Origin of the sequence: Rhodococcus sp. 14-2483-1-2 (genome assembly GCF_002259405.1) — a bacterium.
Classification (GTDB): Bacteria; Actinomycetota; Actinomycetes; order Mycobacteriales; family Mycobacteriaceae; genus Rhodococcoides.
Genome location: NZ_NPFW01000022.1, coordinates 329,550 through 355,770, shown reverse-complemented (window position 1 = coordinate 355,770; position 26,221 = coordinate 329,550). Strand labels below are relative to the sequence as shown.

Sequence of the window (26,221 nt, the reverse complement as noted above, 5' to 3'; positions counted from 1 at the left end):
CGGGCAGGAACATGCGTCGAGAGGAAGTCCGTGATCAAGTCCGGTAGTCGGCTTTTCACCAGCGAGTCCGTCACAGAGGGTCATCCCGACAAGATCTGTGACGCCATCAGCGATTCGATTCTCGATGCACTGTTGACGGAGGATCCGCGTGCCCGGGTGGCCGTGGAGACTCTGGTCACCACCGGTCAGGTGCATGTCGCGGGTGAGGTCAACACCACCGCGTATGCCGACATCCCCAAGATCGTGCGCGAGAAGGTGCTCGAGATCGGGTACGACTCGTCGGCCAAGGGGTTCGACGGAAATTCCTGCGGTGTCAACGTTGCGATCGGCGCGCAGTCTCCCGAGATCGCTCAGGGCGTAGATCATTCGCACGAGGCCCGAGTCGAAGGACTGTCCGACGACGAGATCGACCGTCAGGGCGCGGGGGATCAGGGGTTGATGTTCGGCTACGCCAACACCGACACTCCCGAGCTGATGCCGTTGCCGATCGCGTTGGCGCACCGGCTTTCTCGGCGGCTGACCGAGGTCCGCAAGAGTGGGGTGCTGCCGTACCTGCGTCCCGACGGCAAGACGCAGGTGACGATCGAATACGACGGTGACAACGCCGTTCGCCTCGACACCGTGGTGATCTCGACTCAGCACGCGGCCGACATCGATCTCGACAACCTGCTCACTCCCGATATTCGGGAGAGGGTGCTCGGGTCGGTGCTCGCCGAGTTGGACGTGCCGACGCTGGACACGTCGAATGTGCGTCTGTTGGTCAATCCCACCGGAAAGTTCGTGCTCGGTGGGCCGATGGGTGACGCCGGGCTGACCGGTCGCAAGATCATCGTCGACACCTACGGCGGCATGGCACGGCACGGCGGTGGCGCGTTCTCCGGCAAGGACCCGTCCAAGGTCGACCGCAGTGCTGCCTACGCGATGCGCTGGGTTGCGAAGAACGCTGTGGCCGCCGGGCTGGCGGATCGCATCGAGGTCCAGGTGGCGTACGCCATCGGCAAGGCTGCACCGGTCGGGTTGTTCGTCGAGACGTTCGGCACCGAGAAGACCGATCCCGCGCGTATCCAGGCGGCGATCAGCGAGGTGTTCGATCTACGTCCCGGTGCCATCATTCGTGATCTTGATCTGCTCCGACCGATCTACGCGCCCACTGCGGCCTACGGTCACTTCGGCCGCACCGACATCGATCTGCCGTGGGAGTCCACCGATCGCGCCGGCAAGCTTCGCGAGGCCGCCGGACTCTGAGTTCGGCTTCGACCGTTCTGCACGTACCCTGCTCGCACCGGCTCGGTGCTCCGACATCGAGTGTGGGGTGAGAATCGAGGAGGAGGTGCGGTGGCAGGCGTAGCGCGGGTGGCGGCGTCGGATCTTCCGATCGCGCGCATTCTCCCGATGTTGCCGCTGCCGCATCTCGACCGCGAGTTCGACTACCTCGTTCCCGAGGAGGTGAGCAGTGATGCTCAGCCCGGTGTCCGAGTTCGGGTGCGGTTCGCAGGACGATTGGTCGACGGTTTCGTGCTGGCGAGACTGGCAGAGACCGAGCACTCCGGCAAGCTCGGCTGGCTCGATCGGGTGGTGTCGGCGGAGCGAGTTCTGACCCCGGAGATCGCGGAACTGGCCGAGGCGGTGGCCGATCGGTATGCCGGGACCAGAGCGGATGTGCTGCGTCTGGCGATCCCGGCTCGCCATGCCCGAGTCGAGGCGGAGCAGACACCTGTCGTCGAGCCGCCCGTCGAGCCCGACATCGACCGGGCAGCCTGGTCGGCCTACACCCACGGCTCGAACTTCCTCGATGCGTTGGCATCGGGACGCGTACCGCGAGCGGTATGGCAGGCGTTGCCCGGTGAGCGGTGGCCGGTGCGATTGGCGGAGGCCGCTGCCGTGACCGTGGCAGGCGGTCGTTCCGCGGTGGTGGTGGTAGCCGATCAGCGAGACCTCGATCGACTGGAGACGGCCTGTGTGACCCTGCTCGGTGCCGACCGGGTGGTGGCGCTGTCCGCCGGACTGGGCCCGGCGAAGCGGTATCGGCAATGGTTGCGTGGTCTGCGATCGGGCCCGGTCGTCGTGGTGGGGACACGCAGCGCCGTGTTCGCGCCGGTGTCCACTCTCGGCATGATTGCCATCTGGGACGACGGTGACGACAGTTTCGCCGAGCCCAGATCACCGTATCCGCACGCCAGAGAAGTGGCGTTGCTTCGGGCGCACGTGTCAGGGGCAGCAGTGGTGATCGGAGGACATTCACGGACGGCGGAGGCGGAAGCTCTCGTGGATTCCGGTTGGGCACACGACCTGGTGGCCTCCCGCGAGCTGGTCCGTGAGCGTCAACCCCATGTGGTGGCCTTGGCGGACTCTGACCATGCGCTCGCGCGGGATCCGGCAGCCCGTGTCGCCCGGTTGCCCGCGATCGCGTTCGAGGCGGCGCGAGCCGCACTGAAGGCCGATTCGCCTGTGCTGGTTCAAGTTCCGCGCGGCGGATACGTACCGTCACTGGCGTGTGCCAAGTGTCGGCACCCGGCTCGGTGTCGCCGGTGCAACGGGCCGCTGGCGCTGCCCTCCGCCCCGGGCAGCGACGGAGCGGGCAGTCCGACGTGCTCGTGGTGTGGAATCGCCGACACCGCGCATCGGTGCACGGTATGCGGATCACGCAACCTGCGTGCGGTCGTGATCGGAGCGGGCCGCACCGCCGAGGAACTCGGACGGGCATTTCCCGGCGTACCGGTACACAACTCGGGAGGTGCCGCCGTGCTCGACGCCGTCCAGCCGGGTGCCGGTCTCGTCGTGTCCACCGTCGGTGCCGAACCGACGGTCGACGGTGGGTACGGCGCTGCCCTCTTGCTGGACGGCTGGGCGCTGCTCGGCCGGGCAGACCTGCGCGCGGCAGAGGAAACACTGCGTCGGTGGATGACGGCCGCCGCCTTGGTCCGGCCGGGTGCGGCAGGTGGCCGAGTGGTCGTCGTCGCCGAATCCGAGATACCCACGGTGCAGGCGCTGGTTCGCTGGGATCCGCTGTGGCACGCCAGAAGTCAGTTGGACGAGCGAGTCGAGGTACGGTTCCCACCCGCCGTGCACGTCGCGGCGATCGACGGAACCACCGATGCGATCACTGCGTTGGTGGAGAGCGCAGATCTGCCCGAGGCAGTGGAAATACTCGGACCCGTCGATCTGCCGGACGGCCAACGGGCACCTGCGGGCAGCGGTGAGGACGTACTTCCCGGTGATGTGCAGCGGCTGTTGATACGCGTGCCGCGGAGCACCGGGGCGGCGTTGGCGCGGGCGCTGGCCACCGCGCAGGCGTCCCGTAGCGCCAAGAAACTCGGTGCGGGAGTGCGGGTTCAGATAGACCCGATTCGAATCGGTTGACACTGCCGTCGGGGCTCGCCGTGGCCTAGGGTTGCCTCGGGGCGGTGCACGGGGCGCCGACGAGAGATGGGTCGGGGGACATGAAGAGAAGACAGCTTTTTCGCCGTGTGACAACAGGTTTGGCAGTGGTGATCGGGGCCCGTCTGGTGTCGCCCACCACCGCCGACGCCCTGCCCGGTACCGGCTCGGCGCAGCCACCGATACCGGCCGTTCCGTTGGACCGACTGCTACGGATCGTGTCGCTCTCGCACGTCAACGATCCGGCGCTCACCCCGATCTTTCCCGGCGATCCCGAATTCTCGCTAGAGACGGCGTTCACCGTCGCGGACGACGGCTTCTACCTCCAGTACGTCAAGGAGGGCGAGCACACCGGCACGCATTGGGGAGCGCCTGCGCACTTCCAGGAAGGTGGGCTGACCGCCGACCAGCTCGATCCGGAGGATCTGTTTCTGCCTGCGGTGAAGATCGACATCCGTGATCGGGCGGCGGCCGACGCCGACTACGCCGTGACCGTGGCAGACCTGCAGAACTGGGAAGCAGTCAACGGAGCCATTCCGCCAGGGGCGGCTGTCGTTCTGTGGACCGGCTGGGAGTCACGGTGGGGGACCGATGCGTACGCCAACGCGGACGCGGACGGGGTGACGCACCAACCCGGGTTCTCCGCGGAGGCCGCGCAGTGGTTGATCGACACGGGCAGGCTCGCCGACAGAGGTGCCCTCGGCACCGACACCTTCGGGCCCGATCTGGGCAACGACGACACCTATCCGGTGTCCGTCAAGCTCTACGACCGGCGTCGGATAAGTCTGGAGAACCTGACCAATCTGGAGTCGATTCCGACCACCGGCGCCTACGTTCTGGTCGGTGGTCCGATCAACCGAGCCGGATCCGGCTCGCCTGCAACCATTTTCGGTTTGGTCCCACGAGTCGCGTGATCGGTGCCGCTCGGCACCGCGCTGAGTGTGCCCGCGGTGTCGTAGGCGTAGATTCCGGCCTTGCCCTCGCGTTTGGCCTTGTACATCGCGCGATCGGCCAGCCGCATCAACTCGTCCTCCTCGTCGACGTCGGCGGTGTCGGTGCCGGTGTCGGATCCGGCCACGGTCGTGGAGTCGTGGGGTGTGCGGTCGAGTCGACCGATCTGCACCACGCCCACGCACACGCCGACCGACACCGAATGGCCGTCGATCTCGTGGGCGGTCCGCATCGCGTCGGCGATGCGGACAGCCGTCGCGCGACCGGCATCGAGGTCGGCGTACACCAGTGCGGTGAACTCGTCACCGCCGAAGCGCGCCACCACACCGTCGACCACGCATCGGTCGAGGCGGCGTGCGAGTTCGACCAGTAGTCGATCACCGCCGCCGTGGCCGAATCTGTCGTTGACGCTCTTAAAGTCGTCGAGGTCGATCAGCAGTAGGACGGCGGGGCCTCGGCCCGCTCGGGCGTCGTTCACCGCGGCTCGAAGGTGTTCGTCGAACGACGACCGGTTGAGCAGTCCGGTCAGTCCGTCGTGGTGCGCGCGGTACGTCAGCTCGGCCTGTGCCCGAGTCAGGCTCCGAAGCAGATTGTCGTTCTGAACCAGGGTGATCACCTGGCGAACCAGGGACAGCAGCACCACTGCAACCCCGAGGACGATGACGGTCGAATCCAGGTTCCCGGTCTGCACACGCAGTATCGCCAACACGATCCCTATCGCACCCATGAGCCCGTACGGCAACAGCAGCTGCGTTCTCTCACCGGTGACGGTCTCGGTACACGCCCCTGCGGTGGGCTCCGATCCGTACCGCGACGATCCGTGTGACGACGAGCCGAGCGGCGACGGGGTTTCGTCGACGGTCCGCGGGGAGGCGGCCGCGAGAGCGATGAGCGCAGTGCCGGCGATGAACCCGCCGTCGGTCAGAACCGGCATGAAGTCCGCGCCGGTGGCGACGAGGTACGCGTAGATGCTGTCGGATACCGCCATCATCAGGATGCCGGCACCGAGCAGGGTGAGCTGCGTTCGGTATCGCGCCGCGATCTTCGGGATCACGGCGAGTAGCACGATCATGGCCACGAGAACCAGGTCGGTGATGGGATACATGATCGCCACGAGGAACTCGATCGATTCGGATTCCGACGAGTGCACGACTGCACCGAGCACGGTGGCCCAGGAGAGAACGAACAGGGACCCGACGACGACGGCCCCGTCGAGCAACGACATCACCCAGACATGGCGTGCACCTGCGGCAGCCCGTCGGGGCGACAGACCGACGAAGGCGAGCAGCGCGGGCACGGCGAAGATCGGGAAGAGAAAGAACCCGACATCGGCGATCGATGCAGTCGGCAGCGGCATGTCGAGAGCGGATCGATAGAAGGCCCAGACCGCCATGCCTGCACTCCAGCACGCCATTCCTGCGGCCATCAGAACGCGCCACTGTCGTTCGGAGCCCGTCCTCGTGGATGCGGTCCGCCAACACACGATCGTCGCGGTGATACCACCCGCGAGCTGTGCGACGTCGTCGATCAGCACGGAGATTCGCTGGCCGAGAACGTTGGAGCCGGCGAGCAGGACGATGGCGAGGACGCAGCCGAGAACGACGGTCACGCGTCGCCTCGTCGATCCGGCCACACGGCCCCCCTCGTTCGTGAGCGGGCGCTGTCGAGCCGGCCGCTGGATTCCGGTGCGGTCCACGAGAGCTCGTACCGACCGCGCCATTCTAACGAGCGAGAGCGATCCACGACGCGTTCCTCGGATGCGGAAATTCGGAGGTTGCCTCTGGGCCTTGCCAAAGATCTATTGCCGATATATCGTCGACTTGTCAATCGATACGAAGGAGTACGACATGAACTACGCATTCGAAGGATTCGCACACGAATTCGGACGTCGCGCAGGCGCACGTCGACACATGCGAGGAGCACCGTTCGAGATGTGGGTCGCGCAGAGCGACGATCGCGGCCCGTCGGACGATCAGGGTCCGCGAGAGCGAGGCCGCGGAAAGAGAGGGCACAGCGAACGCAGTCGGCATGCCGGTGGCCCGTTCGGACGAGGACGAGAGGGCATGCGCCCCGGCTTCGGCCCCGGCGGTTTCGGGCCCGGCGGTTTCGGACCCAATGCAGATTTCGGTCGAGGCCGGGGTCGGGGAGGGCGAGGGCGACGCGGGGACGTGCGTGCTGCAATCCTCCTCTTGCTCGAGGAACGTCCGATGCACGGATACGAACTGATCCAGCAGATCGCCGAGAAGAGCAACGGCACCTGGAAGCCGAGCCCGGGCTCCATCTATCCGGCCCTGTCGCAACTCGAAGACGAGGGTCTGGTCCTCATCGACAAGGTGGCCGGTCGAAAGACGGCTGCGTTGACCGACGAGGGGCGATTACACACGGAGAATCATCGAGCCGACCTGGGCAGCCCATGGGACGACGTGGCCGAGTCCGTCGGTGTCGACGCCAGGGATCTTCGGGCGCTCATCGGTCAATTGATGGGCGCCGCCGGTCAGGTAGCCGGAGTCGGCACACCGAAACAGGTGGAACAGGCAGCCGAGATTCTCACCGAGGCACGCAGGTCGCTGTATCGGATCCTCGCCGACGACGGTCCGGCCGATCGAGATCCCGACGACACGGTCGACGCCCCCGACGCGACGTGATCGACAGGTGCGGAATCGTCCGCAGCGCTCGCGACTCCCTAGGATGAACACCCGAGATCCTTTCGTCCATCCCAGGGAGTTGCTCGAGTGCGCGTCGTCTTTGCCGGTACACCGGAGCCCGCAGTCCCGTCGCTGCGGCGACTGCTGGAGTCCGAACGCCACGAGGTGATCGCGGTGGTGACTCGGCCCGACGCCGCTGCAGGCAGGGGTCGCAAGACGATGCGGTCACCGGTCGGGCAGCTGGCCGACGAGCACGGAATCCCGGTGTTCACACCCGCGAAGCCCTCGGATCCGGATTTCGTCTCACAGCTCACCGAACTCGCACCCGACGTGTGTCCGGTCGTCGCATACGGTGCACTGCTGCCGCAGCCGGTGCTCGATATCCCTCGCTTCGGCTGGATCAACCTGCACTTCTCGCTGCTGCCCGCGTGGCGAGGTGCCGCACCGGTGCAGGCGGCCATCGCCGCAGGTGACGAGATCACCGGTGCCTCCACCTTCCTGCTCGACGCGGGAATGGACACCGGGCCGGTATTGGGCGTCGTCACCGAGCGGGTACGCGCAACCGATACGACAGGGGACCTGCTCACCCGACTGGCATCGAGTGGAGCGGACCTACTCGCTGCCACCCTCGACGCAATCGAGGACGGGACGGCATCCGCGCACCCGCAGCCCGAGGACGGAATCTCCTACGCGAGCAAGGTGAGCGTCGACGCCGCCCGCATCGACTGGACTCGATCTGCAGCATTCGTCGACCGGCACATCAGATCGGTCACCCCCGCACCGGGCGCATGGACGACGATCGGTGAACTCCGCGTCAAGATAGCCCCGACGACACGCTCCGAGGACACGTTGGCCCCGGGCGAGATAGCGGTGCGCAAGTCCGGCGTGCACATCGGAACAGGCACGACCGCAGTCGTTCTCGGCGATGTTCAACCACAGGGCAAGAAGCTCATGAAGGCACTCGACTGGGCGCGAGGCGCTCGGCTGGACGATACGGCGGTAGCGCGATGACAGAACCCGACAGGCCTCGAAAGCGCGAGTCGAGTCCAGCCCGAAAGACCACCAAGAAGTCGCCCGGTGCGCGCGGTCCGAAGGGAAACCGACCCCCGCAGGGTGCAGGACCCCGTGCCGTCGACGCGATCGACCCGGCCCGACGTGCCGCCCGGGACGTCCTCAAGGCCGTGCGTGAACGGGATGCGTACGCCAACCTGGTGCTCCCCGGACTGCTGCGCGAGCGCAAGTTGGATTCGCGCGACGCCGCGCTGGCCACCGAACTCGCCTACGGTGCGTCCCGAGCGCGTGGCGTGCTCGACGCGGTGATCGCCCATGCCGCCGGTCGGCCCGCCGCCGAGATCGACGGGCCGCTGCTCGACATTCTGCGGCTCGGCTCCTACCAACTGCTCCGCACCCGGGTGGCACCCCACGCGGCCGTAGCCACGTCGGTGGACCTGGCTCGGTCCGAATTCGGTACCGGCAAGGCAGGTTTCGTCAACGCGGTGCTGCGGCGCGTGTCCGAGCGTACGGCCGAGCAGTGGGTGGACGAGCTCGCACCCGAGGCGGCGGTCGATCCCGTCGGCCACCTCGCGTTCGAGTACGCCCACCCCAAGTGGATCGCACAGGCCTTCGCCGACGCACTCGGGGCGGACGCCGGTGAACTCGCCGCCGTCCTCGAGGCCGACGACGCGCGTCCCTCGGTACACCTGGTGGCCCGGCCCGGCGAGATCTCCGCCGAAGAGCTGGCGCTGATCACCGGGGGAGAAGAAGGTCCCTATTCGCCGTACGCCGTGCACCTCGACGGCGGAGATCCTGGCAAGATCGACGCCGTCCGTGACGGACTGGCCGGAGTGCAGGACGAGGGCAGTCAACTCGTCGGCCGGGCGCTCACCCTCGCGCCACTCGTCGGCGAGGACGGGGGCCGGTGGCTGGACCTGTGCGCCGGACCGGGCGGTAAAGCTGCCCTGCTCGGGGCCATCGCCGAAATCGACGGAGCCACGGTCGACGCCGTCGAACCGACACCGCACCGAGCCGATCTGGTGTCCAAGACGACCAAGGACCTTCCGGTGACGGTGCACACCGTCGACGGTCGAACGTCCGGACTCGACCGCGGCTACGACCGAGTGCTCGTCGATGCGCCGTGCACCGGGCTCGGTGCCCTGCGCCGCAGGCCCGAGGCCCGGTGGCGTCGTCGACCCTCCGATGTGGCGGCATTGGTGACACTGCAGAAAGAACTGCTGGCAGCGGCGATCGACCTGGTACGCCCGGGCGGAGTGGTGCTGTATTCGACGTGTTCTCCGCACCTGTCCGAAACCACCGCCGTCGTCGCCGACGCGGTCCGCCGCTACGGCGTCGAACAGCTCGACACCCGCGAGCTCGTGCCAGGAGTGCCGCAACTCGGCGACGGTACGTCCGTGCAACTGTGGCCGCACCGGCACGGTACGGACGCGATGTTCATGGCGGCGCTGCGTAAACCGATGTGATCAGTTGCCGGCCAGGAACGTCTCGGCCACGGGTTTCGGGGCGTAGACGAGCCACCCGTCGATGACCAGTTCCCGCAGTTCGTCGTCGTCGGTGTTGTCGAGATCCACCAGAACGGCAGCGAACCCGTCGAAATGCGAGATGGTGAAGCACGCCCGCGGGTGTGCGGCCAGGATGGCTTCCTTCTCGTGGAGGTCGGCGGTGCGGACGGCGAGGATCGGCCCGCTGGGCGGAATCTCGCTGCCGAACCGCTTCAGATCGGCTTTGCTGAACGGGCGGACCCACGCGAACACGTTCTTGCCCACCGACCACGCCGGGTGGCCGTACCGGACACTCTCGGTGACCTCGGGAAGCTCGGCGATCACCGCCGTCACGGAATCCATGGTGGTCATGGGCGAACGATACCGGCTCGGCTAGGCTCGTCAATCGTGGTTTCCCCGATGATTGCCCCCTCGATCCTGTCCGCAGACTTCGCGCGTCTGGCTGCCGAAGCCGATGCCGTGTCCGGAGCCGACTGGCTGCACGTCGACGTCATGGACGCGCACTTCGTACCCAACCTCACCCTGGGGCTTCCGGTCGTGGAGAGTCTGCTGAAGGCGACGAACATCCCCCTCGACTGCCACCTGATGATCGAGGACCCGGCCCGCTGGGCCCCGCCGTACGCCGAGGCAGGCGCGTACAACGTCACTTTCCACGCCGAGGCGACCGACGACCCGTCCGCGGTCGCACGCGACATCCGGGCAGCGGGAGCCAAAGCAGGCCTGTCCGTCAAACCGGGAACACCCATCGAGCCGTACCTCGAGATCCTGCGCGACTTCGACACGTTACTGGTGATGAGCGTCGAACCGGGCTTCGGCGGACAGTCGTTCATGCCCGAGGTGCTGTCCAAGGCGAAAGCCGTTCGGGCACTCGTCGATTCCGGTGACCTCAGACTTGTGGTGGAGATCGACGGCGGCATCAACTCCGACACGATCGAGCAGGCCGCAGAGGCCGGAATCGACTGCTTCGTGGCCGGATCGGCCGTCTACAACACCGCCGACCCCGCAGCCGCCGTGCGCGACCTGCGTGACCGAGCTGCCCGCGCTTCACACCACCTGTCGTAATGAACGGCCAGGGCGCAGCAATGTCCATCGCGGACGCCATGGCCCTCGCCGTCGAGGCATCCGAGTCCGCCCGGGGGATCAGCAGTCCCAACCCTGCCGTCGGCGCGGTGATTCTCGACGCCGGTGGCGTCGTCGTCGGCATCGGCTCGACACGTCCGCCCGGCGGTCCGCACGCCGAGATCGTCGCGCTGGCCGAGGCCGGTGACCGAGCTCGCGGCGGCACCGCGGTGGTGACTCTCGAACCCTGCAATCACACGGGCCGCACCGGTCCGTGCTCACAGGCCCTGATCGACGCGGGCATCGTCGCGGTGGTGCATGCCGTCGCCGATCCGAATCCGCTCGCGTCGGGCGGCGGAACGGCCCTACGTGCGGCCGGCGTTCGCGTCGAACGGGGGATGGGCGAGACCGAGGTGCGGCAGGGGCCACTGCGAGCCTGGTTGCACAAGCAACGCACCGGGCGACCGCACGTGACCTGGAAGTACGCCGCCACCCTCGACGGACGTAGCGCCGCCGCGGACGGCACGAGCCAGTGGATCACCGGACCTCAGGCCCGGGCGCACGTCCACGCCGAGCGCACCAAGCTCGACGCCATCGTCGTCGGGACCGGCACCGTACTGGCCGACGACCCACGACTGACCGCACGACGTCCCGACGGGACCCTTGCGCCCCATCAACCCGTGCGCGTCGTCGTCGGATCGAGGCCGATACCGTCGACCGCGGCAATCCGTGGTTCCGACGCACCCACGGTGTTCCTCGACACACACGACCCAGCGGCCGTGATCGACGCCCTGAACGAGCACACCGACATCCAGATCGAAGGCGGTCCGACGCTGGCCGGAGCATTCCTCGCCGCGGGCCTGGTGGACCGCGTCGTGGCGTACGTCGCACCGGCGGTGTTGGGCAGCGGACCCGCAGCGGTGGAGAATGCGGGCATCGGAACAATTGCCGACGCAATTCGGTTCCGCACGGAGACAGTCACCATGATCGGCAACGACATTCTGATCGGCGTCGTGCCCGAAGGAGCGAAGTAGATGTTCACCGGAATTGTCGAAGAGCTCGGCGAGATCGTCGCCAAGGACGAACTGCCCGACGCCGCGCGGTTCACCGTTCGGGGCCCGGTGGTGACCTCGGATGCAGGCCACGGCGACTCCATCGCGGTGAACGGGGTCTGCCTGACCGTCGTCGAGGTGCTGCCCGACGGCGGATTCACCGCCGACGTAATGCAGGAGACGCTGAACCGCTCGAGCCTCGGTGCTCTCGACGTGGGCAGCCGCGTCAACCTCGAGCGTGCAGCCGCGCTCGGCAGCCGTCTCGGCGGGCACCTCGTGCAGGGCCATGTCGACGGCACCGGGAAGATCATCGGCCGGTCCCCGTCCGAGAACTGGACCGTCGTGCGCATCGCACTGCCCACCTCGGTCGCGCGGTACGTCGTCGAGAAGGGCTCGATCACCGTCGACGGCGTCTCGCTCACCGTCTCCGGCCTCGGCGTCGACGACGGAGCGCACTGGTTCGAGATCTCCCTGATCCCCACCACCCTCGACCTGACCACTCTCGGCACGGCCGAGGTCGGATCGCCGGTCAACCTCGAAGTCGACGTCATCGCCAAGTACGTGGAGCGGCTGCAGACGATCGACGCACAGTAAGTACTGTTGACGTGCACGCAGTCGATGGTGCATCGGAGAATTTCCAGGGCGCTGAGCCAGGCCCGAGACGTATGGAGCACAGCGTGGTGACCAGGTTCGACAGTATCGAGCGCGCAGTTGCGGACATCGCTGCGGGCAAAGCAGTGGTGGTCGTCGACGACGAGGACCGCGAGAACGAAGGCGACCTCATCTTCGCCGCCGAGAAGGCCACCCCGGAACTGGTCGCCTTCATGGTCCGCTACACCTCCGGCTACCTCTGCGTTCCGCTCTCCGGTGAGGACTGCGACCGCCTCGGCCTACCGCCGATGTTCGCCACCAATCAGGACAAGCACGGCACCGCCTACACCGTCACCGTCGACGCCCGCGAAGGCATCGGCACCGGAATCTCGGCCTCCGACCGTGCGGCCACGATGCGACTGCTCGCCGACCCCGACACCGGGGCCAACGACTTCACCCGTCCCGGCCACGTCGTACCGCTGCGCGCCAAGGACGGCGGAGTGCTGCGTCGCCCCGGACACACCGAGGCTGCCGTCGACCTCGCGCGCATGGCGGACCTACGGCCTGCGGGCGTAATCTGCGAAATCGTCAGTCAGAAGGACGAGGGCGCGATGGCCCAGACCGACGAGCTGCGCGTCTTCGCCGACGAACACGACCTCGCCCTCATCTCCATCGCCGACCTCATCGCCTGGCGCCGCAAGCACGAGAAGCATGTCGTCCGCGTCGCCGACGCCCGAATCCCCACCAGCCACGGCACTTTCCGAGCCGTCGGCTATCAGAGCATCTACGACGAGGTCGAACACGTCGCGCTCGTTCGCGGCGACATCGCAGGCCCCGACGGAGACGGCAACGACGTGCTCGTTCGAGTGCACTCCGAATGCCTCACCGGCGATGTGTTCGGATCACTGCGCTGCGACTGCGGACCACAGCTCGACGCGGCCCTGGAAATGGTCGCCGCCGAGGAGCGCGGCATCGTGCTGTACATGCGCGGACACGAGGGGCGCGGCATCGGTCTGCTGCACAAACTCCAGGCATACCAACTCCAGGACGCAGGCTCCGACACCGTCGACGCCAACCTGCAGCTCGGACTCCCCGCCGACTCCCGCGACTACGGGATCGGTGCCCAGATCCTCGTCGACCTCGGCGTGTCCTCGATGCGGCTGCTGACCAACAATCCCGCCAAGCGGGTGGGCCTCGACGGCTACGGCCTGCACGTCACCGAGCGGGTGCCGATGCCGCTGCGCGCCAACGCGGAGAACCTCACCTACCTGCGCACCAAACGCGACCGGATGGGCCACGACCTCACCGGGCTCGACGAGTACGAAACCGGTCATTCCGCAGGCTCCACTCCCGCCCAGGAAAATGGGACCACCTCATGAGCGGCGAAGGCGAACCCACCCTGCAGCTGGCAGGCGCGAGTGATCTCAAGCTGGCGATAGTCGCCGGTCAGTGGCACCAGAGGATCTCCCAGGCGCTGCTCGACGGTGCACTCCGCAAGGCAGAGTCGGCGGGGATCGCAGACGTCACGGTCATCCGTGTGGCCGGAGCCATCGAACTGCCCGTCGTGGCGCAGGAACTGGCCCGCAACCACGACGCCGTCGTTGCTCTCGGTGTCGTCATTCGCGGGGGCACACCGCATTTCGAGTACGTGTGCGACGCCGTGACGGCCGGTCTGACGCGAGTCTCGCTCGACGAGGGCACTCCGGTCACCAACGGCGTGCTCACCACCAACGACGAGCAGCAGGCGCTCGATCGCGCCGGACTGCCCGGTTCGTTCGAGGACAAGGGCGCTCAGGCCACGGCGGCCGCGATCGACACAGCTCTCACCCTCAAGCACTTACGCCAGCCATGGACGAATCAGGAGTTCACGTGACCGGCAGCGCACCGTCCGCCGAGTGGGACATGGAAGTGAAGTCGCGCAAATCGGCTCGGTACGCCATCGCGACGGCGGTACTGCTCGTGGTGGCGCACTCCACCGTCGCCGTCCTGCTGCGAGTGTCGCCGACCGGTGTGTACTTCAGAACCGCCGACCAACTGGCGATGGCGGGAATCGGACTTCTTCTGGGAGGCCTGGCGCTCGTGCTGACGCGCCCGCGCATTCGCGTCGGGCCTGCAGGTGTCGCGGTACGGAACCTGTTGTCGGAGCGTCTCATCGAATGGGATCTGGTGCGTGGTCTGTCCTTCCCCGACGGCGCGATGTGGGCCAGGGTCGACATTCCCGACGACGAGTTCATCAACGTGATGGCCATCCAGTCCAACGATCGTGACCATGCGGTGTCTGCGGTACGAAAGTTCCGCACCCTCGAACGCAAATACGCGCCCGCTCAGGTCGATCAGGACTGACGTCGTTCCTCCGCACCGCAGCTGAGCTGCGGATGCGGAGAACGTCGGACCCGACGGCTAACGTGGATGCCGTGTCCGACCCCGCTACCTACCGCCCGGCCACCGGAACCATCCCGGTGGAGCCGGGGGTGTACAAATTTCGAGATCCGCACGGTCGCGTCGTCTACGTGGGAAAGGCCAAAAGCCTCCGCAGTCGGCTCAATTCCTACTTCGCAGACATAGCGTCTCTGCATCCACGTACTCGTCAGATGGTCACCACCGCGGCTTCGGTGGAGTGGACCGTGGTGACCACCGAAGTCGAGGCCCTGCAGCTCGAGTACAACTGGATCAAGGAATTCGATCCACGGTTCAACGTCCGCTACCGCGACGACAAGAGCTACCCGATGCTCGCGGTGACGATGAACGAGGAATACCCGCGGTTGTTCGTCTACCGCGGACCCAGACGCAAGGGCGTGCGCTATTTCGGCCCCTACGCGCACGCGTGGGCCATTCGCGAGACGCTGGATCTCCTGCTGCGAGTATTTCCTGCGCGCACGTGCTCGACCGGAGTGTTCAAGCGCCACAATCAGATCGGCAGGCCATGCCTGCTGGGGTACATCGACAAGTGCTCGGCACCGTGCGTCGGCCGGGTCAGTGCCGACGAGCATCGCCGCACCGTCGAGGACTTCTGCGACTTCCTGGCCGGAAAGACGGACAAGCTGGTTCGTCAGCTCGAGAAGAAGATGCAGGCTGCATCCGAGGACCTGGATTTCGAGACCGCTGCGCGTCTTCGAGACGACGTCGGTGCGCTGCGTCGAGCATTGGAGAAGCAGGCGGTGGTGCTCGGCGACGGCACCGACGCCGATCTCGTCGCCTTCGCCACCGATGCCCTGGAAGCTGCCGTTCAGGTCTTCCATGTCCGAGGCGGCCGTGTACGAGGGCAACGCGGCTGGGTGGTGGAGAAGGCAGGCGAGGTGATCGAACGCCAGGACGAGGCCGATCTCCCCGCTCTGGTCGAACAGTTTCTGACGCAGTTCTACGGCGAGCAGGCTGCCCTGTCCGCACAGGCACCGGGCGGCGACGACGGTGGTTCCAATGCAGTCCCGAGGGAAGTGCTGGTTCCGGTCCTGCCGGACAACGCCGACGAGGTACAGGTCTGGCTCAGTGAACTCCGGGGCTCGAACGTGACCCTGCGTGTTCCCCAACGCGGCGACAAGAAGGCGTTGGCCGAGACCGTCGAACGCAACGCCAAGGAGGCCCTGCAGCAGCACAAACTCAAACGCGCAGGCGACTTCACGTCGAGATCGGCTGCGCTGCAAGGCATCCAGGAGGCGCTCGATCTCGATTCCGCACCGCTGCGCATCGAGTGCATCGACATCTCCCACGTGCAGGGAACCGACGTGGTCGCCTCGCTCGTCGTCTTCGAGGACGGATTGCCCCGCAAGAGCGACTATCGCCACTATGCGATCAAGGAAGCGGCAGGCGACGGGCACTCCGACGACGTGGCGAGTATCGCCGAGGTGACTCGTCGCCGATTCCTGCGGCACTCCGCGGACGGTTCGGCCGAGGGGACCGGGGGCGATCTGGCCCCCGAAGCGGCGCTGGATCCGCAGACCGGACGACCGCGAAAATTCGCGTATCCACCCAACCTGTTCGTCGTCGACGGTGGTGCCCCTCAGGTGGCCGCTGCCGCGGCGGTACTGGACGAGCTCGGCGTGACCGATGTTGCGGTGGTCGGCCTGGCGAAGCGGCTCGAGGAGGTATGGGTTCCGGGGGAGGAGGATCCGGTCATCCTGCCGCGCACGAGCGAGTCGCTCTACCTGCTGCAGCGGGTTCGCGACGAAGCGCACCGGTTCGCGATCACGTTCCATCGCAGCAAGCGATCACGGCGGATGACGGCGTCGGCTCTCGATTCGGTCCGCGGACTCGGCGAGTCACGTCGAACGGCGCTGGTGGCACACTTCGGTTCGGTTGCCAACCTCAAGCGTGCGACGGTCGCGGAGATCGTCGAGGTTCCCGGGATCGGAGAGACCACGGCCAAGTCGGTGCTGGCCGCGCTGGGTTCCGACACGGACGACGCCGATGTAGGCGATGATGGCAGCGCAACTGCAACGACATCGGGCGAGAACACGGCGGAACATGCGATCGCACCGCGTGTGGAATCGGCGGGACAGGCTTCGTAGTGAGCGAACACCAGACACAGAGACATCCACCGTCCGAAGAGCACCTCGAACAGTCCTCCGAGGGGGAGTCGCGGCACGACGAGATCGAGGTGGCGTTGGTCACCGGGGTGTCCGGCGCCGGATTGCGCACTGCGGCCAAAATTCTCGAGGATCTCGGCTGGTACGTCGCCGACAACCTGCCGCCGGAGCTCATCTCCAAGATGGTCGATCTCGGGCTCGAGTCCCAGCCCAGAATCGAGCGCCTGGCACTGGTGATGGACGTTCGAAGCCGCCTGTTCACCGGCGATCTGGGCTGGGTCGTGAAAGAACTCGACTCCAAGGGCGTACGCAACAGAGTGCTCTTCCTCGACGCGTCCGACGCCGTGCTGATCCGTCGATTCGAGTCCAACCGGCGCAGCCATCCTCTGCAGAACGACGGCCAGGACGGAACGTTGACCGAGGGCATCACCGCCGAACGGCTGCGACTCGCCCAGGTCAAGGCAGCTGCGGATCTGACCGTGGACACCACATCACTGTCGGTGCACCAGTTGCGGCGCAAGATCGAGACGGTGTTCGGCGACGCCGACACCACCGGCGTCGGCGTCACCGTCCAGTCGTTCGGATTCAAGTACGGCCTGCCGATGGACGCCGACCTGGTGTGCGACGTGCGCTTTCTGCCCAATCCACACTGGGTCCCCGAGCTGCGCGAACACACCGGCCAGGACGCGGACGTCCGCGATTACGTGCTGGGGCAGGACGGGGCACGCGACTACCTGCAGACATACACGCACCTGCTGAATTTGACGATCGAGGGATACGTGCGGGAAGGCAAGAGATACATGACGGTGGCCGTTGGTTGCACCGGAGGAAAGCACCGAAGTGTCGCGATGACCGAAGCACTGGCCGCAATTCTCGCCGATCAGGGCGATGTGTCGGTGCGCGTGCTGCATCGGGATCTGGGTCGCGAATGAGCGAGTTCGACACCGAAGTACCGGTATCCGGCCCGAAGATCGTCGCGCTCGGAGGCGGCCACGGCCTGTACGCCACGCTGTCGGCGGCCCGGTTGCTCGGTCACGACGTCACCGCCGTCGTCACGGTCGCCGACGACGGGGGATCCTCGGGGCGTCTGCGCGCCGAGCTCGGCGTCATTCCGCCCGGGGACCTGCGTATGGCACTGGCCGCGCTGGCACGCTCGGACGAGAGAACGCAACTCTGGACCGATGTCCTGCAGCACCGCTTCGGTGGCACGGGCGCTCTGGCCGGACATTCTGTGGGCAACCTCATCCTCGCCGGCCTGACCGAGGTACTGGGCGACCCGATCGCCGCACTGGACGAGATGGTGCGGATGCTCGGAATCGAAGGACGAGTGCTTCCGATGTCGCCGATCGCACTCGACATCGAGGCCGACGTCTCCGGTCTCGAGGACGACCCACGCGTGAGCCGTGTCATTCGCGGACAGGTGGCAGTGGCGACGACTCCGGGCAAGGTCCGCCGCGTCCGACTGCTTCCACCCGAACCGCCCGCCTCCGCGGATGCGCTCGCTGCGATCGAGAAGGCCGACCTCGTGGTGCTCGGACCGGGATCGTGGTTCTCCAGCGTCATCCCACACGTGCTGGTGCCGGATCAGCTCGCCGCGCTGGCTCGCACGAGCGCGCCGAAAGTACTGGTGTTGAACCTGGCACCCGAACTGGGCGAGACCACCGGATTCTCCGCCGAGCGCCATGTCCACGTACTCTCCCAACACGCACCGGATTTGGGAATCGACTACGTGTTGGTCGATTCCGCCTCGGTCCCGGAAGGCAGCAACCGCGAGCACGTGGCGCGGGCGGCAGCCCGGCTCGGTGCCGAGGTCGTTTACGTCGACGTTGCCGAAAACGGCACCCACGCACATCATTACGGCAAGCTTGCTGCGGCTCTCGGCTCCATCGTGTCGTCCACCGACGGCACCGTACCGACTGCCGCACGCAGAGAGGGGATCACTTCGTGGCCATGACAGCGGAGGTCAAGGACGAGCTGAGCAGGCTCACCGTCAGTCAGGTCAGTTGCCGCAAGGCCGAGGTGTCCGCACTGCTGCGATTCGCAGGCGGACTGCACATCGTGGCGGGCCGGGTGGTGGTCGAGGCCGAGGTGGACCTCGGGTCCATTGCGAGACGACTGCGTCGGGAGATCTTCGAGCTGTACGGCTACTCCTCCGACGTGCACATGCTCGGAGCAGGCGGGCTCCGCAAGACCTCTCGCTACGTGGTGCGCGTCGCCAAGGACGGCGAGGCGCTGGCGCGGCAGACCGGCCTGTTGGACCTACGCGGCCGCCCGGTTCGCGGCCTGCCCGCGCAGGTCGTCGGCGGCACGGTGGGGGACTCCGAGGCAGCATGGCGTGGGGCATTCCTGGCGCACGGTTCACTCACCGAACCCGGTCGATCGTCGGCCCTGGAGATCAGCTGCCCGGGCCCCGAAGCAGCGCTCGCGCTCGTCGGAGCCGCTCGACGTCTCGGCGTCGCCGCCAAGGCACGCGAGGTCCGCGGCACGGATCGAGTGGTCGTCCGCGACGGCGAGGCGATCGGGGCACTGCTCACGCGGATGGGCGCACAGGACACTCGGTTGATCTGGGAAGAACGACGCATGCGACGCGAGGTCAGGGCCACCGCGAACCGGCTCGCCAACTTCGACGACGCCAACCTGCGCCGCTCGGCCAGGGCCGCCGTGGCCGCCGCAGCGCGTGTCGAGCGGGCCCTGCACATTCTCGGCGACGACGTGCCGGATCATCTGGCCGCGGCGGGCTCGCTCCGAGTCCAGCATCGGCAGGCGTCTCTGGAGGAACTGGGCCAGTTGGCCGACCCACCGATGACCAAGGACGCTGTGGCAGGCCGAATCCGACGTCTGCTGTCGATGGCCGACCGCAAGGCGAAGGAAACCGGAATTCCGGACACCGAGTCGGCGGTCACCGCCGAACTGCTCGACGAGGCGTGATCGGCTCGATCGTGTGATGCGCGCGCTCTGCCTGCGCGCACACTAGGGTGGGAACCGCGTGTGGCACCCCGCACGCAGGAACAATCAGACATCTGTTTTCACAACTTTTAGGAGCGAACAGTGACGATCCGGGTAGGCGTCAACGGCTTCGGCCGCATCGGGCGTAACTTCTTCAGGGCTGTCGATGCGCAGAAGGCGCTCGGTACCACCGACATCGAAATCGTTGCTGTCAACGACCTGACCGACAACGCATCGCTCGCACACCTGCTCAAGTACGACTCGATCCTGGGCCGCTTGCCGCACGACGTCTCGCTCGAGGGCGAGGACACCATCGTCGTCGGTGGCCAGAAGATCAAGGCGCTGTCGCTGCGCGAGGGCCCGTCCGCACTTCCGTGGGGTGACCTGGGCGTCGACGTCGTCGTCGAGTCCACCGGCATCTTCACCGACGCTGCGAAGGCACAGGGCCACATCGACGCCGGTGCCAAGAAGGTCATCATCTCCGCGCCTGCCAAGGGCGAGGACATCACCATCGTGATGGGCGTCAACGACGACAAGTACGACGGCAGCCAGAACATCATCTCCAACGCGTCGTGCACCACCAACTGCCTCGGCCCCATCGCCAAGGTTCTCGACGACGAGTTCGGCATCGTCTCGGGTCTGATGACCACGATTCACGCGTACACGCAGGATCAGAACCTGCAGGACGGCCCGCACAGCGATCTGCGTCGCGCCCGCGCCGCAGCGCTGAACGTCGTGCCGACCGGCACCGGTGCAGCCAAGGCCATCGGCCTGGTTCTCCCGCAGCTGCTCGGCAAGCTCGACGGCTACGCGCTTCGGGTTCCGATCCCCACCGGCTCGGTCACCGACCTGACCGCACTGCTGAAGAAGTCGGCTTCCGCCGAGGACATCAACGCTGCGATGAAGGCCGCTGCCGAGGGCCCGCTGAAGGGCATCCTCAAGTACAACACCGATCCCATCGTGTCCTCGGACATCGTCACCGACCCGCACTCGTCGATCTTCGATGCGCCGCTGACGAAGGTCATCGACGACCAGGTCAAGATCGTCTCCTGGTACGACAACGAGTGGGGCTACTCCAACCGCCTCGCCGACCTCATCGGTCTCGTCGGCAAGTCCCTCTGACACCGATGGCTGTCAAGACACTGCAGGATCTGCTCGATGCCGGTGTCGAAGGCCGTGGCGTCCTCGTGCGATCGGACTTCAATGTCCCGCTCGAGGACGGCACGATCACCGATCCCGGCCGTATCCAGGCGTCGATCCCGACTCTTCGGGCACTGGTCGAGGCGGGTGCCAAGGTCATCGTCACCGCACACCTCGGTCGTCCGGACGGCAAGCCCGACGCGAAGTACAGCCTGGCTCCGGTCGCAGCGAAGCTCGGCGAGCTGCTCGGACGCCACGTTCAGCTCGCGGGCGACGTGGTGGGTCAGGATGCCGAGGCTCGCGCCGAGGGTCTGACCGACGGCGACGTGCTGCTGCTCGAGAACATTCGCTTCGATCCGCGCGAGACCAGCAAGGACGAGTCCGAGCGAGCTGCTCTGGCTCGTGAGCTCGTTGCTCTGGCCGGCGACGACGCAGCATTCGTCTCCGACGGATTCGGCGTCGTGCACCGCAAGCAGGCGTCGGTCTACGACGTGGCGCAGTTGCTGCCGCATTACGCGGGCACCCTCGTCGCGGCCGAGGTCGAGGTGCTGGCCAAGCTCACCGAGGACGCTGCACGTCCGTACGCGGTGGTGCTCGGCGGCTCCAAGGTCTCGGACAAGCTCGGCGTCATCGAGGCGTTGGCCCCCAAGGTCGACACCCTTGTCATCGGCGGCGGCATGGCATTCACTTTCCTTGCTGCACAGGGCTATTCGGTCGGAAACTCGCTGCTGCAGGAGGATCAGATCGGGGTCTGCAAGGACCTGCTCGAGCGTTTCGGCGATGTGATCCACCTGCCCGTCGACATCGTCGTCGGAGACAAGTTCGCGGCGGACGCCGAGGCGAAGACCGTGAAGGCGTCCGAGATTCCGGACGGCTGGATGGGCCTGGACATCGGACCCGACTCGGTCAGTCGTTTCTCCGTCGTCCTGTCGAATGCCAAGACCGTCTTCTGGAACGGACCGGCAGGAGTGTTCGAGTTCGACAAGTTCTCGGCCGGCACCAAGGGCATCGCGGAAGCGATCATCGGCGCCACCGAGAAGGGCGCGTTCAGCGTCGTCGGTGGCGGCGACTCCGCGGCTGCGGTGCGCACCCTCGGACTGCCCGACGACGGCTTCTCGCACATCTCCACCGGCGGCGGTGCTTCCCTCGAGTACCTCGAAGGCAAGCAGCTCCCCGGCCTATCCGTCCTGGAGGCGTAACGCATGGCACGTAAGCCGCTCATCGCGGGCAACTGGAAGATGAACCTCAACCACCTCGAGGCGATCTCGCTGGTGCAGAAGATCGCGTTCTCGTTGCCCGAGAAGTACTTCGACAAGGTCGACGTGACGGTGATTCCGCCGTTCACCGACATCCGCAGCGTGCAGACTCTGGTCGAGGGCGACAAACTCCTGCTCACCTACGGTGCACAGGACGTCTCGTCCGAGGACAAGGGAGCCTTCACCGGCGAGATCAGCGGATCGATGCTGGCCAAGCTGGGGTGCACCTTCGTCGTCGTCGGTCACTCCGAACGACGCACGTTGCACAGCGAGGACGACGCAGTCGTGCTCGCCAAGACGAAGGCGGCCCTGAAGAACGGCCTCACCCCGATCGTGTGCATCGGAGAGGGTCTGAACATCCGCGAGGCCGGCGAGCACGTGGCCTACAACGTCACGCAGCTGCGTGGTTCGCTCAGTGGATTGTCGGCGGAGGACATCTCCAAGATCGTCATCGCCTACGAGCCGGTGTGGGCGATCGGAACGGGCCGTGTCGCGTCGGCGTCGGACGCGCAGGAAGTGTGCGGCGCCATCCGCGAGGAGCTGAAGTCGCTGTCCTCGGACGAGGTCGCCGCAGGCGTCCGCGTGCTGTACGGCGGCTCGGTCAACGCGAAGAACGTCGGCGAGATCGTCGGCCAGCCCGACGTCGACGGCGCATTGGTCGGTGGCGCTTCGCTCAAGGCGGACGAGTTCGCCACACTGTCGGCTATCGCCGCAGGCGGCCCGCTGCCCTGATCGGCCATCGGCAACGCTGTATCGAACGGTTCTCGGACACCTCGCTTCGGCGGGGTGTCCGAAGCCGTTCTCGGGGCCAGGTAGGCTGCTGAAGGCATCGAATCGAGTTTGAGGTGGACATGGATCTGTTTCTGGATATTCTGCTGGTCATCACCAGCCTGGCGCTGATCTTGCTGATCCTGCTGCATCGCGGCAAGGGCGGCGGATTGTCCAGCCTGTTCGGTGGCGGTGTGCAGTCCAGCCTGTCCGGCTCCACCGTTGTCGAAAAGAACCTCGATCGCCTCACGGTCTTCACCGGCATCATCTGGCTCATCGCCATTCTCGGTATCGGTCTGGAGATCAAGTACACCTGATCGAATTCGGCTCCGAGTGCGAGTTGGTGACGGAGCGACGATACTGGGTGGATGAGCGAATCCTCCTACGAGTCAGTCGGTTCCCCAGCCTTCGTCCCACCGACAGCTCAGGGTCGGGAGATGACAGAGCCTCTTCGTGAGGACATCCGCTATCTCGGCGGCATCCTGGGTGAGATCATTCGCGAGCACGAGGGCGACGACGTATTCGAGTTGATCGAAGCGGCGCGAGTCGAATCCTTCGCGGTACGCAGATCCGAGATCGAGCGCGACGACTCGGTCGGGCGCTACACCGATGTCGAAGTGGCACAAGCGGTTCCACTCATTCGAGCATTCAGTCACTTCTCGCTGCTGGCCAATCTTGCCGAGGACCTGCACCGCGAACGTCGTCGCGCGATTCACCTCGACCGCGAGGACCCGCCGCAGGACAGCAGCCTCGACGCCACCTGGCTCAAGATCGATGCCGCGGCCCCGTCGCGCGAGCAGGTGGCCGCGGCGCTGACGGATGCGCTGGTCGCACCGGTGATCACCGCGCACCCCACCGAGACGCGTCGACGCACCGTGTTCGATGTGCAGTCCAAGATCACCGAGCTGATGCGGCGCCGTGATGTCGCCGCCGCGGCGCGTGAGGGCAAGGCCGCCAGCGCGGCGAAGGAACTGGCCGCCATCGACGTGCAGATCCGCAGGCAAGTGCTGACCCTGTGGGAGACGGCTCTGATTCGATTGTCGCGCTTGCGGATTCAGGACGAGATCGAGGTCGGCCTCCGGTACTTCGAGTCCTCCCTGTTCGATGTCATGCCGGCGTTGAACGCGGACGTGCGGGCAGCCCTGCGGGCACGGTGGCCCGAGGACGACCTATTGCCACGGCCCATTCTTCGCCCCGGCTCCTGGATCGGCGGCGATCGGGACGGCAACCCGAACGTGACCGCAGAGGTGGTCCACACCGCGACCCATCAGGCGGGATACGTAGCGTTCGAGCACTACCTGGACGAATTGGTCGCGCTGGAGAAGGAATTGTCGATGTCCGCGCGTCTGGTGGATGTCACCGAGGATCTGAAGGCTCTGGCCGGCGCATCGACCGAGCCGGACGACCGTCGATCGGACGAGCCGTATCGGGTCGCGGTCATCGGTATCCGGGCCCGGCTCACCGCTACCGCCCAGACCGTGCTCGACGCGGTGCCGGTCTCCGGGATCGATCTCGGGGCGCAGAAGTACGACGGTCCGCAGGGCATCCTCGACGACCTCGACATCATCGACCGCGCGCTGCGGGCGGACGGCGATGCCCTGATCGCCGACGATCGACTGCTCCGGCTCCGACAGTCGGTCGAGACGTTCGGCTTCCATCTGCAGGCGTTGGATATGAGGCAGAACTCCGAGACTCACGAAGAGGTGGTCGCCGAGCTGCTGGCCTGGGCCGGTGTACATCCGGACTACATGTCCCTCGGGGAGGACGAACGGGTCTCGGTTCTGTCGCACGAACTTGCGACCAGGCGGCCGCTGGTCGGCCCCAACGCGCAACTCAGCGAGCTCGCCACCAAGGAACTGGGCATCGTCAGGGCCGCCAAGGAGGCCATCGACCACCTGGGCCCCGACACCATCCAGAACTACATCATCAGCATGTGTCAGTCGGTCAGTGACATGCTCGAAGCGGCGTTGCTGCTCAAGGAAGCAGGGATATTCGACCCCGGCACCGACGGTTCGGCGCCCACGTCGACGGTGGGTGTCGTGCCGCTGTTCGAGACCATCGAGGATCTCCAGCAGGGCGCAGCGACGTTGCTCGCCACGCTCGACGTTCCGATCTACCGTGCGCTGGTGGCCGGGCGCGGCATGAATCAGGAAGTCATGCTCGGGTATTCGGATTCGAACAAGGACGGTGGATACCTCGCGGCGAACTGGGCGCTGTACCGCGCGGAGCTCGATCTGCTCGAGGCCTCACGCAAGACGGGTATTCGCCTGCGGCTCTTCCACGGTCGCGGCGGCACGGTCGGCCGCGGCGGCGGTCCCAGTTACGACGCGATCCTGGCGCAGCCGCCCGGAGTGGTGCAGGGATCGCTACGGCTCACCGAGCAAGGCGAGATCATCGCGGCCAAATACGCCGAGCCGTCCATGGCGCGTCGCAACCTCGAGTCTCTGGTTGCCGGAACCCTCGAATCGACTCTGCTGGACGTCGAAGGTCTCGGGGACGGCGCAGAAGCCGCGTACGACATCCTGGACGACCTCGCTGCGAAGGCCCGCGCGGCATACGGTCGGCTGGTGCACGAGGAGCCCGGGTTCGTCGAGTACTTCCGCACGTCGACTCCGGTTGCCGAGGTCGGTGAGCTGAACATCGGCTCCCGTCCGGCATCGAGGAAGCCGACGAACTCGGTGTACGACCTGCGTGCCATTCCATGGGTGATGTCGTGGAGTCAGTGCCGCGTCATGCTGCCCGGGTGGTACGGCACCGGTTCGGCGTTCGAGGAGTGGGTCGGCGACGACGACGCCAAGCTCGAGGTACTGACCGACCTGTATCGGAAGTGGCCGTTCTTCCAGACCGTTATGTCCAACCTTGCGCAGGTCATGGCCAAGTCGGATCTGGGTATCGCGGCGCGGTACGCGGAGTTGGTTCCCGACGCAGACCTGCGTGCGCGGATCTTCGGCATGATCGAAGCCGAACATGCCACGACGGTGCGGATGTACCTGAAGATCACCGGCCACAGTCGCCTGCTCGAAGACAACCCGTCGCTGGAACGCTCCGTGCACAACCGGTTCCCGTACCTCGAGCCGCTCAATCAGATGCAGGTGGAGATGCTCCGGCGTTACCGCAACGGTGACGACGACGAACGGGTCAAGCGAGGAATCCTGCTGACGATGAACGGTCTCGCGACGGCACTGCGCAACAGCGGCTAGCCCCTCTTCGGGGGCGAGGAACCGGTCGGCGGCGGGTCGCGTCCAACGAGGTATGAGGCAGTGCTGCAGAACGACGGACACCTGGAGAGACGGATCCGCCTACCGCGCGAACGGTAGGCGGATCGGTCGCTCGAGGACAGGACGAGCCCGGTGCATCGGCGACTACGACTGCGAGCGGCCGGAATGTGACCCCGAC

General features: G+C 66.5%; 23 protein-coding genes. 21 read left to right on the top strand and 2 right to left on the bottom strand.

What is annotated here, in order from left to right; all coding sequences use genetic code 11:
• The first annotated feature begins 30 nt into the window (after positions 1-30).
• The 3 genes from metK to CH295_RS22615 all read left to right on the top strand — a co-directional run bounded on the left by metK (position 31) and on the right by CH295_RS22615 (position 4,292).
• The gene (gene metK / locus CH295_RS22625; RefSeq protein WP_094741973.1) at positions 31-1,245 is read left to right on the top strand and encodes a methionine adenosyltransferase; all 1,215 of its coding nucleotides are present in this window, start codon (positions 31-33) and stop codon (positions 1,243-1,245) included.
• A gap of 147 nt (positions 1,246-1,392) precedes the next feature.
• Positions 1,393-3,360, top strand: coding sequence for a primosomal protein N' (locus CH295_RS22620; protein WP_212556211.1), 1,968 nt, complete (start codon positions 1,393-1,395; stop codon positions 3,358-3,360).
• 80 nt (positions 3,361-3,440) lie between these two features.
• Complete coding sequence (locus CH295_RS22615) at positions 3,441-4,292, top strand: cyclase family protein (protein ID WP_094741972.1); 852 nt, start codon at positions 3,441-3,443, stop codon at positions 4,290-4,292.
• Here CH295_RS22615 and CH295_RS22610 read toward each other — a convergent pair.
• Positions 4,208-5,938 (bottom strand): GGDEF domain-containing protein, encoded by a 1,731-nt coding sequence (locus tag CH295_RS22610; RefSeq protein ID WP_252342145.1) that lies wholly within the window; start codon positions 5,936-5,938, stop codon positions 4,208-4,210. The two genes, CH295_RS22615 and CH295_RS22610, sit on opposite strands and share 85 nt — an antisense overlap.
• Before the next feature lie 322 nt (positions 5,939-6,260).
• On the opposite strand from CH295_RS22610, the gene CH295_RS22605 reads away from it, so the two are divergent.
• The 3 genes from CH295_RS22605 to CH295_RS22595 all read left to right on the top strand — a co-directional run bounded on the left by CH295_RS22605 (position 6,261) and on the right by CH295_RS22595 (position 9,451).
• Complete coding sequence (locus CH295_RS22605) at positions 6,261-6,974, top strand: PadR family transcriptional regulator (RefSeq protein WP_502694540.1); 714 nt, start codon at positions 6,261-6,263, stop codon at positions 6,972-6,974.
• Between the two features lie 87 nt (positions 6,975-7,061).
• On the top strand, positions 7,062-7,985 hold the full coding sequence (fmt, locus tag CH295_RS22600) for a methionyl-tRNA formyltransferase (protein ID WP_094741971.1): 924 nt from the start codon (positions 7,062-7,064) through the stop codon (positions 7,983-7,985).
• The gene (locus tag CH295_RS22595; protein WP_094634366.1) at positions 7,982-9,451 is read left to right on the top strand and encodes an RsmB/NOP family class I SAM-dependent RNA methyltransferase; all 1,470 of its coding nucleotides are present in this window, start codon (positions 7,982-7,984) and stop codon (positions 9,449-9,451) included. The genes fmt and CH295_RS22595 overlap by 4 nt, the downstream gene beginning before the upstream one ends.
• Here the strand turns inward: CH295_RS22595 and CH295_RS22590 are convergent, their stop codons facing one another.
• On the bottom strand, positions 9,452-9,841 hold the full coding sequence (locus CH295_RS22590) for an MmcQ/YjbR family DNA-binding protein (RefSeq protein WP_141217070.1): 390 nt from the start codon (positions 9,839-9,841) through the stop codon (positions 9,452-9,454).
• A gap of 36 nt (positions 9,842-9,877) precedes the next feature.
• On the opposite strand from CH295_RS22590, the gene rpe reads away from it, so the two are divergent.
• The 15 genes from rpe (at position 9,878) to ppc (ending at position 26,025) form a co-directional block, all read left to right on the top strand.
• Positions 9,878-10,552: a ribulose-phosphate 3-epimerase gene (gene rpe, locus CH295_RS22585; protein ID WP_094634368.1), complete on the top strand. Its 675-nt coding sequence runs from the start codon at positions 9,878-9,880 to the stop codon at positions 10,550-10,552.
• Positions 10,552-11,583 carry a bifunctional diaminohydroxyphosphoribosylaminopyrimidine deaminase/5-amino-6-(5-phosphoribosylamino)uracil reductase RibD gene (gene ribD / locus CH295_RS22580; protein WP_502694526.1) on the top strand — a complete coding sequence of 344 codons (1,032 nt, stop codon included), beginning with the start codon at positions 10,552-10,554 and terminating at the stop codon, positions 11,581-11,583. The genes rpe and ribD overlap by 1 nt, the downstream gene beginning before the upstream one ends.
• Positions 11,584-12,195, top strand: a complete 612-nt coding sequence (locus tag CH295_RS22575) for a riboflavin synthase (RefSeq protein WP_037189383.1) — start codon at positions 11,584-11,586, stop codon at positions 12,193-12,195. It begins immediately after the preceding gene.
• An 86-nt stretch (positions 12,196-12,281) separates the two neighbouring features.
• Complete coding sequence (locus tag CH295_RS22570; RefSeq protein ID WP_094634587.1) at positions 12,282-13,571, top strand: bifunctional 3,4-dihydroxy-2-butanone-4-phosphate synthase/GTP cyclohydrolase II; 1,290 nt, start codon at positions 12,282-12,284, stop codon at positions 13,569-13,571.
• Positions 13,568-14,065 (top strand): 6,7-dimethyl-8-ribityllumazine synthase, encoded by a 498-nt coding sequence (gene ribH, locus CH295_RS22565; protein ID WP_094741970.1) that lies wholly within the window; start codon positions 13,568-13,570, stop codon positions 14,063-14,065. The genes CH295_RS22570 and ribH overlap by 4 nt, the downstream gene beginning before the upstream one ends.
• Before the next feature lie 29 nt (positions 14,066-14,094).
• Complete coding sequence (locus tag CH295_RS22560) at positions 14,095-14,535, top strand: PH domain-containing protein (RefSeq protein ID WP_037190047.1); 441 nt, start codon at positions 14,095-14,097, stop codon at positions 14,533-14,535.
• A 71-nt stretch (positions 14,536-14,606) separates the two neighbouring features.
• Positions 14,607-16,697, top strand: coding sequence for an excinuclease ABC subunit UvrC (uvrC, locus tag CH295_RS22555; RefSeq protein ID WP_037190046.1), 2,091 nt, complete (start codon positions 14,607-14,609; stop codon positions 16,695-16,697).
• An 83-nt stretch (positions 16,698-16,780) separates the two neighbouring features.
• Complete coding sequence (gene rapZ / locus CH295_RS22550) at positions 16,781-17,647, top strand: RNase adapter RapZ (RefSeq protein WP_037190045.1); 867 nt, start codon at positions 16,781-16,783, stop codon at positions 17,645-17,647.
• Positions 17,644-18,669: a gluconeogenesis factor YvcK family protein gene (locus tag CH295_RS22545; protein WP_094741969.1), complete on the top strand. Its 1,026-nt coding sequence runs from the start codon at positions 17,644-17,646 to the stop codon at positions 18,667-18,669. Before rapZ ends, CH295_RS22545 begins: the two co-directional genes overlap by 4 nt.
• Complete coding sequence (gene whiA, locus CH295_RS22540) at positions 18,660-19,643, top strand: DNA-binding protein WhiA (RefSeq protein WP_032398005.1); 984 nt, start codon at positions 18,660-18,662, stop codon at positions 19,641-19,643. Before CH295_RS22545 ends, whiA begins: the two co-directional genes overlap by 10 nt.
• A 120-nt stretch (positions 19,644-19,763) precedes the next feature.
• Positions 19,764-20,783 carry a type I glyceraldehyde-3-phosphate dehydrogenase gene (gap, locus tag CH295_RS22535; protein WP_037189380.1) on the top strand — a complete coding sequence of 340 codons (1,020 nt, stop codon included), beginning with the start codon at positions 19,764-19,766 and terminating at the stop codon, positions 20,781-20,783.
• Between the two features lie 5 nt (positions 20,784-20,788).
• Positions 20,789-22,000 carry a phosphoglycerate kinase gene (locus CH295_RS22530; protein ID WP_037189379.1) on the top strand — a complete coding sequence of 404 codons (1,212 nt, stop codon included), beginning with the start codon at positions 20,789-20,791 and terminating at the stop codon, positions 21,998-22,000.
• 3 nt (positions 22,001-22,003) lie between these two features.
• Positions 22,004-22,789, top strand: a complete 786-nt coding sequence (tpiA, locus tag CH295_RS22525; protein WP_094634370.1) for a triose-phosphate isomerase — start codon at positions 22,004-22,006, stop codon at positions 22,787-22,789.
• 119 nt (positions 22,790-22,908) lie between these two features.
• Entirely contained in the window at positions 22,909-23,142 is a 234-nt protein-coding gene (gene secG, locus CH295_RS22520) for a preprotein translocase subunit SecG (RefSeq protein WP_032398009.1), read from the top strand.
• 51 nt (positions 23,143-23,193) lie between these two features.
• Positions 23,194-26,025 carry a phosphoenolpyruvate carboxylase gene (gene ppc, locus CH295_RS22515; protein WP_094741968.1) on the top strand — a complete coding sequence of 944 codons (2,832 nt, stop codon included), beginning with the start codon at positions 23,194-23,196 and terminating at the stop codon, positions 26,023-26,025.
• Positions 26,026-26,221: the final 196 nt, after the last annotated feature.

What these genes read in the sequence shown, in the direction of transcription:
- CH295_RS22620 (WP_212556211.1), top strand. Translation starts at nt 1,393, where the DNA reads ATGTTGCCGCTGCCGCATCTCGACCGCGAGTTCGACTACCTCGTTCCC.
- CH295_RS22615 (WP_094741972.1), top strand. Translation starts at nt 3,441, where the DNA reads ATGAAGAGAAGACAGCTTTTTCGCCGTGTGACAACAGGTTTGGCAGTG.
- CH295_RS22605 (WP_502694540.1), top strand. Translation starts at nt 6,261, where the DNA reads ATGTGGGTCGCGCAGAGCGACGATCGCGGCCCGTCGGACGATCAGGGT.
- CH295_RS22595 (WP_094634366.1), top strand. Translation starts at nt 7,982, where the DNA reads ATGACAGAACCCGACAGGCCTCGAAAGCGCGAGTCGAGTCCAGCCCGA.
- CH295_RS22590 (WP_141217070.1), bottom strand. Translation starts at nt 9,841, where the DNA reads ATGACCACCATGGATTCCGTGACGGCGGTGATCGCCGAGCTTCCCGAG.
- ribD (WP_502694526.1), top strand. Translation starts at nt 10,552, where the DNA reads ATGAACGGCCAGGGCGCAGCAATGTCCATCGCGGACGCCATGGCCCTC.
- CH295_RS22575 (WP_037189383.1), top strand. Translation starts at nt 11,584, where the DNA reads ATGTTCACCGGAATTGTCGAAGAGCTCGGCGAGATCGTCGCCAAGGAC.
- ribH (WP_094741970.1), top strand. Translation starts at nt 13,568, where the DNA reads ATGAGCGGCGAAGGCGAACCCACCCTGCAGCTGGCAGGCGCGAGTGAT.
- CH295_RS22560 (WP_037190047.1), top strand. Translation starts at nt 14,095, where the DNA reads ATGGAAGTGAAGTCGCGCAAATCGGCTCGGTACGCCATCGCGACGGCG.
- CH295_RS22545 (WP_094741969.1), top strand. Translation starts at nt 17,644, where the DNA reads ATGAGCGAGTTCGACACCGAAGTACCGGTATCCGGCCCGAAGATCGTC.
- CH295_RS22530 (WP_037189379.1), top strand. Translation starts at nt 20,789, where the DNA reads ATGGCTGTCAAGACACTGCAGGATCTGCTCGATGCCGGTGTCGAAGGC.
- tpiA (WP_094634370.1), top strand. Translation starts at nt 22,004, where the DNA reads ATGGCACGTAAGCCGCTCATCGCGGGCAACTGGAAGATGAACCTCAAC.
- secG (WP_032398009.1), top strand. Translation starts at nt 22,909, where the DNA reads ATGGATCTGTTTCTGGATATTCTGCTGGTCATCACCAGCCTGGCGCTG.
- ppc (WP_094741968.1), top strand. Translation starts at nt 23,194, where the DNA reads ATGAGCGAATCCTCCTACGAGTCAGTCGGTTCCCCAGCCTTCGTCCCA.